The organism is Propionivibrio sp. (genome assembly GCF_017995515.1).
Classification (GTDB): domain Bacteria; phylum Pseudomonadota; class Gammaproteobacteria; order Burkholderiales; family Rhodocyclaceae; genus Propionivibrio.
The window spans coordinates 1-10,432 of record NZ_JAGOIT010000104.1; the positions used below are offsets into that span (position 1 = coordinate 1).

8 protein-coding genes and 1 pseudogene are annotated in these 10,432 nt (G+C 62.4%); 4 read left to right on the forward strand and 5 right to left on the reverse strand.

The genetic code is table 11. The features are described from left to right. A pseudogene (locus KBA32_RS14250) lies at positions 1 to 225 on the forward strand (glucose-1-phosphate thymidylyltransferase); the annotation flags it as partial. Continuing rightward, positions 222 to 758 (forward strand): dTDP-4-dehydrorhamnose 3,5-epimerase, encoded by a 537-nt coding sequence (gene rfbC, locus KBA32_RS14255; RefSeq protein WP_294360153.1) that lies wholly within the window; start codon positions 222 to 224, stop codon positions 756 to 758. The pseudogene KBA32_RS14250 and the gene rfbC, both read left to right, overlap by 4 nt. A gap of 823 nt (positions 759 to 1,581) precedes the next feature. Here the strand turns inward: rfbC and KBA32_RS14260 are convergent. The 5 genes from KBA32_RS14260 to KBA32_RS14280 all read right to left on the reverse strand — a co-directional run bounded on the left by KBA32_RS14260 (position 1,582) and on the right by KBA32_RS14280 (position 8,043). Next, on the reverse strand, positions 1,582 to 2,664 hold the full coding sequence (locus KBA32_RS14260) for an ABC transporter ATP-binding protein (protein ID WP_294360157.1): 1,083 nt from the start codon (positions 2,662 to 2,664) through the stop codon (positions 1,582 to 1,584). Between the two features lie 58 nt (positions 2,665 to 2,722). Then, positions 2,723 to 4,969: a glycoside hydrolase family 2 protein gene (locus KBA32_RS14265; RefSeq protein WP_294360160.1), complete on the reverse strand. Its 2,247-nt coding sequence runs from the start codon at positions 4,967 to 4,969 to the stop codon at positions 2,723 to 2,725. A 10-nt stretch (positions 4,970 to 4,979) separates the two neighbouring features. Beyond that, a complete protein-coding gene (locus tag KBA32_RS14270) occupies positions 4,980 to 5,798 on the reverse strand; it encodes a carbohydrate ABC transporter permease (RefSeq protein ID WP_294360164.1) in 819 nt (272 codons plus the stop codon). Next, positions 5,798 to 6,688: a carbohydrate ABC transporter permease gene (locus KBA32_RS14275; protein WP_294360167.1), complete on the reverse strand. Its 891-nt coding sequence runs from the start codon at positions 6,686 to 6,688 to the stop codon at positions 5,798 to 5,800. The genes KBA32_RS14270 and KBA32_RS14275 overlap by 1 nt, the downstream gene beginning before the upstream one ends. 80 nt (positions 6,689 to 6,768) lie before the next feature. Continuing rightward, positions 6,769 to 8,043 (reverse strand): ABC transporter substrate-binding protein, encoded by a 1,275-nt coding sequence (locus KBA32_RS14280; RefSeq protein WP_294360170.1) that lies wholly within the window; start codon positions 8,041 to 8,043, stop codon positions 6,769 to 6,771. A gap of 281 nt (positions 8,044 to 8,324) precedes the next feature. On the opposite strand from KBA32_RS14280, the gene KBA32_RS14285 reads away from it, so the two are divergent. After that, a complete protein-coding gene (locus tag KBA32_RS14285; RefSeq protein WP_294360173.1) occupies positions 8,325 to 9,359 on the forward strand; it encodes a LacI family DNA-binding transcriptional regulator in 1,035 nt (344 codons plus the stop codon). 338 nt (positions 9,360 to 9,697) lie between these two features. Continuing rightward, entirely contained in the window at positions 9,698 to 10,261 is a 564-nt protein-coding gene (locus tag KBA32_RS14290) for a hypothetical protein (protein ID WP_294360176.1), read from the forward strand. Positions 10,262 to 10,432: the final 171 nt, after the last annotated feature.

Here is a 10,432-nt window from a genome sequence, read left to right on the forward strand (position 1 = left end):
TACGCCTGGCTCGATACCGGGACGCACGAGTCGATGCTCGAAGCGAGCCAGTTCATCAGCACGATCGAGAGTCGTCAGGGATTGAAGGTGGCCTGTCCGGAAGAAATCAGCTGGCGCAACGGCTGGATCGACGATGCGCAACTGGAGAAGAGTGCGCAGCGCCTGGGCAAATCGGGCTACGGCCAATACCTGATCGGCCTTCTGCGCGACAAGGTGTTCGTATGAAAGTCACCGCGCTGGCTATCCCCGACGTCCTGCTGTTCGAACCCAAGGTCTTCGGCGACGAACGCGGTTTCTTCTTCGAGAGCTTCAACCAGCAGCGTTTCAACGCGGCGACCGGGCTCGATCTTCAATTCGTGCAGGACAACCACTCGAAGAGTGCGAAAGGCGTCCTGCGCGGCCTGCATTACCAGCTGCCGCCGAAGGCGCAGGGCAAGCTGGTGCGGGTCGTCGCCGGCGAGGTCTTCGACGTGGCGGTGGATATCCGCAAGAATTCTCCAACGTTCGGCCAATGGGTCGGTGAAATCCTCTCGGGCGACAACAAGCGCCAGCTGTGGATTCCGCCCGGGCTGGCGCACGGCTTTGTTGTGCTCAGTGACTCGGCCGAGTTTCTCTACAAAACCACGGATTACTACGCGCCGGAAATGGAACGCTGCATCCGCTGGGATGATCCGGATCTGGCCATCGACTGGCCGATTGGAGGCGAACCAGTGCTGTCAGGGAAGGATGCGCTGGGCGGGCGTTTTTCCGGGCTTTGACATCAACGTGACGAGGCCGGCCGAGGACGCACAGGCGCACGAGTTCGCGAAGGACACGCAACGCACGCATATCCGAGCTTGGAGTCCTTGCTCGACCCCTGCTTTCTCGGCGCCGCAATCAACGTCCAGACCATCGGCAAAATCGGGGAAACCGGCGTCGACACCTTCGCAAGTCTGAACGTGCGTCACGAGAAAGGCATCTCGCAGCTATTCTGCGAACTGGAACTCGACGGGAAAGGCGACGCGTTTCTTGCCGGCACGAACGGGAGCGTCACCATTCACGAAAACTGGTGGAATCCGTCGTGCGCGACGGTTCGGTACGTTTGGGGGACGGACGGTCGAGTTGTACGAGCCGTTTGTCGGCGGAGGACTCAATTATGAAACCGCCCACTTCTGCGAAGTCCTGCGCGCAGGTGAGATGGAAAGTCCCATCATGAGTCACGACCTCTCGGCCAAGATGATCGCGCTCATTGACGCCGCGCGAGCGGAGTTGGGCCTTGGTCTCGCCTGCGAAACGAAGGCGGATTCGATCAAGGCGTCAAAGTGACACCAGAACCGGTACGGCTCAGCCGCAAGGGGCAGCTGACCGGAACGGCGCTGATTCGATAGACCAGCACACTTTCGGCGCCGACGCGCGGCAAGGCAGGCCGACCTCGGCCAACCAGGCGCCGTGCGCTTGTGGCGGTCGACTCGTCGTCGGCGCGTGCTCGAGCAGGACACTGGTCGAACGACCGTGCAGGACGAGGTATTCGGCGGCGATTTCTGGGGCGCGCGTGCTCATGTGGGCTACCGGTGGTTCAATCGAATGCGGACGGGTCGCAGCTCAGTAGATGCGCAGCCCCGCCTTGTCGAACAGCAGGGCCGACGCGGTGTGGAAACGCGCATCATAGTTCTGCCCGGATTGCAGCGCCCGCCCGTGCCTGGTTTCGACCACGACCATGGCGCCCGCCGCGGAACGCGCGTAGGCAAAGGTCTCGCCGCCCAGATGTTCGAGCATGTCGATCGTCAGGCGCAAGTGGCCGTCGCCGTCGTCGTGGAAGTGCTCCGGCCGCACGCCGAGCGACACCTGCGCACCGACCGCCGGCAGCGCGCCCTTGAGCGGGATGGCCACGACGGCGCCGTCGAACGCCTGCAACTCGACGAGGCAACGCGCCCCGTCGGCGCCGCGCACCGTGCCCTCGAAGAAGTTCATGCGCGGCGAGCCGATGAAGCCGGCGACGAAGGTGTTGGCCGGGTTGTCGTACAGATCGAGCGGCGCGCCAACCTGCTCGATGACGCCGGCGCGCAGCACGACGATCTTGTCGGCCAGCGTCATGGCCTCGACCTGATCGTGCGTCACGTAGACGATCGTTGTCCCGAGCTCGCGGTGCAGGCGGGCGATCTCGATGCGCATATGCACGCGCAACTCGGCGTCGAGGTTGGAGAGCGGCTCGTCGAACAGGAAGACCTTGGGCTGGCGCACAATCGAGCGGCCGATGGCGACGCGCTGGCGCTGCCCGCCCGACAGGGCTTTCGGCTTGCGTTCCATGAGGTTTTCGAGGCCGAGGATGGCGGCCGTCTCGTTCACCAGCCGATCGATCTCGTCCTTGGGCACCTTCGCGTACTTGAGCGCGAAGCCCATGTTCTCGCGCACCGTCATGTGTGGATAGAGCGCGTAGGACTGGAAGACCATGGCGATCCCGCGCTTCGACGGGTCGACGTCGTTCATCACCTCGCCGTCGATGCGCAGTTCGCCCGACGTGATGTCCTCGAGCCCCGAGATCATCCGCAGCAAGGTGGATTTGCCGCAGCCGGACGGGCCGACGAAAACGACGAACTCGCCGGCATTGATCTCCAGATCGACGCCCTTGATCACGTCGATCGGGCCAAAGGATTTGCGGATATGGGTCAGTGTTACATCAGCCATTTTTCTTTTCTCCGAAGGCGTGGTGCCTCATCTTTTCGTTCCGGACGTCCGCTCCGGTCTAGCGGACCTGTACTGTCAGGCGCCGACTGCCGAGCCTACGGCTGGAAACTTCGACGCCGATCTCGCCCGTGCTGCCCGTCGTCTCGACCCAGAAGCCGGCAATCCCGGCCTTGAACGCAACCAGATCGGGACCAAGCAGCCAGGCCGGACCGCTGACGCAGATGTGCACGGGATCGTCGAAGACCGGCAGGACGTTGCCAAACTGGTCGAGCGCGCGAACGATGAAGCGCGTCGCGTCCTTTTCGCTTGCCCGCAGCTCCGCATCGTCGGCGACGAGTTCGAGCGTCGTGGCGACGGCCTTGCCCGAGAGCCGGACTTCGGCGACCGGCTGGCCGTCGACGAAGCCGGTGAAGCGGCCGTCCTGCCAGCGCATCCCCCAAGCGCCGATTTCGGCGAAGTCGACATGGCGCTGGTCGATGACGACCGGCGCGTGCGGCAGGTGCGGGTAGTTTTCGCGATCCGGATAAACGCGCTTGGGTGGAAAGGCGCCGAACTGGAATTCGATGTAGTCGCAGTTGGTCAGCACGATCAGCGGCAGGACGTCGCAACGGTCCTTCTCGCCGCGCGCCCAGAACGTCACCGGCTTCAGGACGACGCCCTCGGCCGGTTCGCACTGGCTGGCGTAGGCATAGGCGGCAAACTTCGGTTCGCGGAAGATGTCGAGCACGCCATGGTGGCAGAGGCGATCACCGGCGCCGAAGTCCATGTGCGTGTTGTAATCGGCCATGCACCAGCCGATGCAACCGGCGACCCCGGCGTCGGCGTAGCAGCGGTCGAGCACCTGCAGGTGACGCGTGACGTGCTCGGCCTGGCGCACCTCGGGATCGGTGCGCTTGGTCGGGAACATGTGACCGTTGTACTCGGTGACCAGGTAGGGAACCTTGTCGCCACGGCCCGTCACCGTCTGCTGGTCGCGCAGCACCGCCGGCTCGCGGCCGCCGAGAAGCTCGGGACTCGCCGCGTGGTTGAAGTCGTTCATCGTATAGACGTCTTCGAGGAACTCGCTCTTCTCATGGCAGCGCACGCCGCCTGTCTGCCGCGTGGCATCGAGTTCGCGCGCGACCCGGTTGGTCTCGGCGTAGAAGTCATGGTCGTCGGGCGACTCATTGATGCGCACGCCCCAGAGGATGATCGACGGGTGGTTCCAGTCGCGCTCGATCATGCGGCGCACGTTGCGGATCGACTCCTGCTTCCAGCGCTCGCCGCCGATGTGCTGCCAGCCCGGAATCTCCTCGAAGACGAGGAGCCCCAGCTCATCGCAACGATCGAGGAAGTACGTCGATTGCGGGTAGTGCGACGTGCGCACCAGATTGCACTTGAGGACATGCTTGACGATCTCGGCGTCCTTCTCCTGCGCGCGACGGCCCATCGCATAACCGACGTAGGGATACGATTGATGCCGGTTGAGGCCGCGAATCTTGAGCGGCTGGCCGTTGAAGACGAAGCCTTCCGGCGTGAAGCGGGCGCTGCGGAAACCGAAACGTGTCGTCAGCTCGTCGCGGCCGTTGCCGGTCTCAAGCGTCAGCCGGACGCGATACAGGCGTGGCGCGTCGAGTTCCCAGAGCGAGAGGCCAGGCAGGTCTTCGAATGACAAACTCACGCGCTCGCCGGAAACCTCGGCGCTCGTCGTGGCGAGCACACGGCCGGCCTCGTCGAGCAGTTCCGCACCCAGCGTCCCGGTCACGGGATGACGGCACGGATTGGCCAGAGTGCAGACGACGTAAACGCTCTTCTCGGCGGCGAGCTCGTTGGCCGTCTCGATCTTGACGTTCCCGATCGCCACCGGGTCGGTGACCTTGAGCCAGACGTCGCGATAGATGCCGGCGTAGGTGAGGTAGTCGATCTGCCCGCCGAAGGGCGGGATTTCAGGATTCTCACTGCCGTCGATGCGCACCGTGACGAGATTGGCGCCGTCCCGCAGCAGGCCGGTCAGGCGCGCCGAGAAAGGCGTGTAGCCGTCCTTGTGCGCGGCGACCTGCTGTCCGTTAAGCCAGACGACGGCGTCGGCCATCGCCCCGTCGAAGACCAGTTCGACCTCACGGTCGGCGAAATCCGCCTGCCAGTCGAGCGTGCGCTGGTAGCAGAACGCTTTCTGGAAACAACACTCGTCGAAGTAGTTCATCGGGAGGTCGACGGCGTTGTGCGGCAGCCGAACCGTGTCTCCGGAAACGAATCCGGCGATCATCCACGGCGTGAATTCGCCGTGGAAGGTCCAACCGTTATTGAATTGCGTGAGCGATCGCATCGTTGCTCCTTTATTTGACGGAACCCAGCATGCCCTCGACAAAGCGGCGCTGCATGGCGAAAAAGACGGCGAGCGTGGGCAGCGTGGCGAGCACGGTGGCCACCATGACCACGCCGAAGTCGGGCTTGTAGGCGGAGTTGAGAGAAGAGAGCACCAGCGTGATGGTCTTGAGTTCATTCGACTGCAACACGATGAGCGGCCACAGGAAGCTGTTCCAGGCGGCCATGAAGACGATGATGAACGCCGCGGCATACGTCGAGCGCATCACCGGCATGTAGACGAAGAAGAAGATCTGCCATTCCTTGAGTCCATCGATGCGCGCCGCTTCGCGCAGCTCGGGCGGGAAGGCCTTGCTGCTCTGACGGAAGTAGAAGATCAGGTAGGCCGAAGCGACCGTCGGCAGGATCACCGCGAGGTGCGTGTCGATGAGGTCAGTGGTGGCCATCAGGATGAACATCGGGATCATCAGCGCCGCGAACGGGATCATCATCGACAGCAGCACGCCGCGGTAGATGCGTTCGCGCAGCTTCGAGCTGAAGACCTCGAAGCCGTAGCCGGCGAGCGAGGAAACGAGCAGCGTGAAGAACGAGGCGAGCAGCGCGATCTTGGCCGAATTCCAGAAGATCACGCCGACGTCGTAGGCGGCGGCGAACTTCGCGTAGTTCTCCATGAGCGCCGGGCCGAAGCTCATCCGCCCCTTGCTGATCTCGTTCGAGACGTTGGTCGCACTGATCACCATCCACACGAAGGGGAACAGCGAGAGTAGCGCGACGAGGCCGAGAAAAGCATAGACCGCCGCGCTGCGGGTCTTGCGGATAAGGGTATCCATCAATCGCGCTCCTTCGCCGCGTGGAACTGGAAGAAAGCCAGGATCGCCACCAGGATCACGATGACGTAAGACACCGTGGCGGCATAACCGAAGTTTGGCACGTAGCGGAACGACAGGTTGTAGATGTAGAGCGACAGCGTCAGCGTCGCGTCGCCCGGACCGCCCTGGGTGATGTTGAACGCCTCGTCGAAGAGCTGCAGCGTACCGATGGTCGAGGTCACCGCGGTAAACAGGATCACCGGCTTCAACATCGGCACGGTGATCGACAGGAAGCGGCGGGTTGCCGAGATTCCGTCGATGCGTGCGGCCTCATAGATCGACTTGTCGATGTTCTGCATCGCAGCGAGGAAGAAGATCATGTTGTAGCCCGTCCAGCGCCAGGTCAGCGCGCCGATGACCACCACCTTGGCCCAGAACGGGTCGGTCAGCCAGGGAACCGCCTCGCTGACGAGGCCCAGCTTCAGGAGCGCCGAATTGACCACGCCGTCGTAGGAAAACATGCTCCTGAACAGCACCGAATAGGCGACCAGCGAAGTCACGCAAGGCAGGAACACCGCGGTGCGCAGAAAACCGCGCGCCTTCAGATCGGGCATGTTGAGCAGGGAAGCCAGGACCATCGCCAGCACGATCATGATCGGCACCTGGATGATCAGGAAAATGATGGTATTGCTGAGCGCCCGCAGGAAAATCGGGTCGCTGGCCAGGCGAATGGCGTTGCCGAAACCGACGAACTTGACCAGCGTGCCCTGGCCGGAGTGCACCGACATCCACAGCGACTTGCCGATCGGATAAACCATGAACACGGCGATCAGCAGCAGCGCCGGGGCGACAAAAGACCAGCCGTTGATGTCGTAAAAACGGCGACGAGAAGGCTTGGGAGCGTGTCCCATGACGATCCTCCGGGGGGAAATTCGGGGTACCGCGCCGCCCGTCACCGGGCGGCGCAGCAGCACTGCGAAGACTTGCTGGCTTACTTGATTTGCGCGGAAAGCTGCTGATGGATGGCGTCGAGCAGCTTGTCGACCGGCGCCCCCTGGATCAGCGCGGGCAGTTGCGCAGCGATCGCCGCGTCACCTTCATAGGTGTACATGCCGTAGTTGACGCTCGGCACCTTCTGCAGCCAGTCGGAGAAGCTCTGCCAGACCTGTGCGCCGCCGAAGAACGGGTCGGCTTCGCTATACGCCTTGCCGGTGCGCGAAGCGAGCAGCGTCCCGACGGCACCGCGCGACTGCAGGATGGTCTGATAGAAGTCGATGTCCTTGGCGTAGATCTCGTTGAGGAAGTCGATCGCTGTGGCTTTCTCCTTGCCCGACGAGAGCACGTACCAGCTCGATCCGCCGAGGTTGGACGCATGCCCCGCGCCCGGGATTCCCAGCGACGGAATCGGCGCGACGCCCCACAGCCCGGACTGTTCCTTCTCGGCCTTGACGCTGCCGGTGATCCAGACACCGGTGGTCATCGTCGCCACGTCACCCTTGTTCATCGCACCGACGTACTCCGCCCAGCTGCTCACCGGCTTGACCACGCCGGAGCGGAACAGCTTGGCCTGCGTCTCGAGCGATGCCTTCAAGGCCGGGTTGTTCTTGATGTCGAGTTTGCCGTCCTTGTCGAAATACCAGCGACCGCCCGACTGCATCATGATGCGGATCAGGCCGTTGTCGTTGGGATCGATACCCAGCATCTTCTTGCCGGTCGCCGCCTCGATCTTCTTGCCGATCTCGATGAAGCGGTCCCAGGTGATGTTCATCATGTCCTTGTCGGACAAGCCGGCCTTGGCGAGATAGTCCTTGCGGTAGTACATGCCGGTCACACCGGCGTCGAACGGCAGTCCGTAGACCTTGCCGTCCATGGTCATCAGATCGACCTTGTACCTGGCGAAGCCGCTGTAGTCGACAACGCCCGACATTGGTTCAAAGGCGCCGGGGAACGAGCGCAGATATTTCGGCGCGTTGTAGTCCTCGACCAGAACGATGTCCGGAAGCGACTTGGTGATTCCCGAAGCCAGCGTCGCCTGCAGCTTCTGCTCAAGGTCGACCTTGGCCATGTCGACGATCTTGAAGGTCGTCCCCGGGTGTTTGGCGGTGTAACGCTTGCCGGCTTCCTGCATGATCGCGATGTTGAAGTTCGGATCCCAGGCCCAGATCGTCACTTCCTTGGCCAGCGCCGCAGTGGCGCTGAACACTCCGCAGGAGGCAAGCAGCAGGCCCGCCATCGTCTTGATCATCGTGCGCTTCGTAAATTTCATGTTTTTCCTTCCTGATGAGTCGCGAGACACCTCCCGGGCCGCGCGGTTGTTATCCGGATCGCACGACGGAATCCCCGGGAGGTCCCCCGCCACGCGTACCCGGCCCCTTGCCGAAAGCAATTGCTGCCAAAAGCCGTACCGTAACCGTCGAATCACCGCTGCCGTGGTTTTGTATTTAAGCGGTTAAATATCGAGTTTATGCACTATACTTTCGCTCACGATGCGTTGCAAGAGAAATTTAACCGTTTTAATTTCCGTTTTTTCGATCCGGTGACAACAAGATGGCTACATTGAGCGAAGTCGCAAAAATGGCGGGGGTGACCACCGCGACCGTATCGAACGTCCTGCGCAACCCCAGCAAGGTCAAGCCGTCGACGATCAAGCGCGTCAAGGCCGCGCTCGCGGCGACCGGGTACCGGCCCAACCTGATGGCCCGCGCGCTTTCGGAAGGCAAGTCGTCGATGGTGGCGATCGTCGTGCCCAACATCGTCAACCCCTACTACCCCGAATTCGTCCGAATCGCCGAACGCGTCGCGCGTCAGCGCAAGTATTTCCTGATGGTCTGCAACACCGACGAGCAGGCCGAGATCGGCCGCGCCTATATCAAGCAGATCTCGGGAACGCTGGCCGACGGCGTGCTGGTGCTGCACACCGGGATCAGCGCCACAGAGATCCTCGAGCTGCGCGGCGGCCGGCGCTCGCCGCTGGTGCTCGCTTCGGTCGAAACGACGGACTTTCCCGACAGCGTTCCGCAGGTCGTCGTCGATTTCCGCCTGGCCGGAAAGATCGCCGGACAACACCTGATCGAGCTGGGTCACCGGCAGATCGGCGTGATCGTCGGCAATGGCTGCGACGGGACCCATTCGCTCCGCCTCGAAGGCTTCCAGGACGCGCTCGCCGACGCCGGCGTGAGCCTCGACCAACGCGATGTGCGTTACGTTCTGGACTCGATCGCTGGCGGTTACCAGACGGTTTGCGAACTGATCGAAGCCAATCCTGCCCTGACCGCGATCTATGCCACCAACGACCTGCTCGCCTACGGCGCGACGCAGGCCCTGGCCGACCGCGGGATCGCCGTTCCCGAGGCGATGTCGATCGTCGGCGTCACCAACATCCAGTTGACGCAGGAGATGCGCCCGCCGCTCACGACTGTGTCGCTCAACATCGAGGAAGTCGCGACGGCTTCGGTCAACCTGCTGCTCGACATGATCGAGGATCCCGAACACCAGCCGACGCTGGTCCGCGTCTCCGACCCGCAGCTGATCGTGCGCCAGTCGACGGCGCGCGTGCGCCGCCGGCAGCTCAAGCGGGTGTAGTGTTGCGTGCGGTTCGGCACGTGTTGCCCGGGCTACGAAAAGCCTTCGCGGCCGGAACGCCCCTCCCCCGGCCATCTTGATAGGGGTAGAGAAGGACGTGTAAGTTCCCCCCCTCCGAACCGTGCGTGCGGCTCTCCCCCACACGGCTCTCCAGTCAGTGGTTTCCTCATCGGGATTGGCTCGCTGACATTCGGGCTTCGGTCATCGTGAAAAGACCCTGTCCAGCGAAGTAAGCATTGGGCCAGCGTCTCTGATCGGCGTGAGATCGGCGATGATCCGCTCCATGCGGTCGCCTCGCGTGCGACCGGTTCAACCAAGCACTTGCCGACAGCATTGAATTGCCGAGGGACTGTAGCTACAACGACTTCCTGGCGAACACCCCCGAGCTCAATATCAGGATAGCGCGCGCCCTGGCCGCGCGGGTGAAGATTGATTTGAAGGCCGGATTGAACCGCGCCGACACGAAACGCGCCAAGCGTTCCGAAATGACCTTGGGCGAACTGTTTGAGGAATACGTCGAGCGGCACCTGATCCCCCACAAGAAAAAGGGAATCGACACGTCGCGGGAGAACTTCCAACGATACTTCGGCACGCTGCCGAATGAGCCGAGAAAGAAGCACGGCAAGCTTCGAACAAAGACGAAGGGCTCGGTCAACTGGCAGAACCGTCCCATCGGCAATATCACCAAAGCCGAAGTGCAGCGCGCAATCCTCGATCTTGGCCGAGAAGGAAGCCACTGCACGGCCAACCCGGCGCTGAGCCTCATCCGATCACTGTACAACCGCGCCATTGAGTGGGGCGTGTTCGACAAGCCAAACCCTGCGGCCGAAATCAAGAAGTTCAACAGCAGAGATCGTGCCCTTGAAAAAGCCGGCTTGCCGTATGCACAAATATACATATAATGAACCCATGCGCTACACATTCGACCCGGAGAAAAATGCCGCAAACTGCGGCGGTCACGTTTTTTCGGACAGTCGGCTAAGCTAAGGCTGACCGGTTGAAAGGGACGTGAAAGATGGGAACGAAGCGCAAGCAACACAGTGCGGAATTCAAGGCGCAAGTAGCGATGGCGG

Excerpts from the sequence above, each read along its gene's own strand:
- rfbC (WP_294360153.1), top strand. The coding sequence starts at position 222 with ATGAAAGTCACCGCGCTGGCTATCCCCGACGTCCTGCTGTTCGAACCC.
- KBA32_RS14260 (WP_294360157.1), bottom strand. The coding sequence starts at position 2,664 with ATGGCTGATGTAACACTGACCCATATCCGCAAATCCTTTGGCCCGATC.
- KBA32_RS14265 (WP_294360160.1), bottom strand. The coding sequence starts at position 4,969 with ATGCGATCGCTCACGCAATTCAATAACGGTTGGACCTTCCACGGCGAA.
- KBA32_RS14270 (WP_294360164.1), bottom strand. The coding sequence starts at position 5,798 with ATGGATACCCTTATCCGCAAGACCCGCAGCGCGGCGGTCTATGCTTTT.
- KBA32_RS14275 (WP_294360167.1), bottom strand. The coding sequence starts at position 6,688 with ATGGGACACGCTCCCAAGCCTTCTCGTCGCCGTTTTTACGACATCAAC.
- KBA32_RS14280 (WP_294360170.1), bottom strand. The coding sequence starts at position 8,043 with ATGAAATTTACGAAGCGCACGATGATCAAGACGATGGCGGGCCTGCTG.
- KBA32_RS14285 (WP_294360173.1), top strand. The coding sequence starts at position 8,325 with ATGGCTACATTGAGCGAAGTCGCAAAAATGGCGGGGGTGACCACCGCG.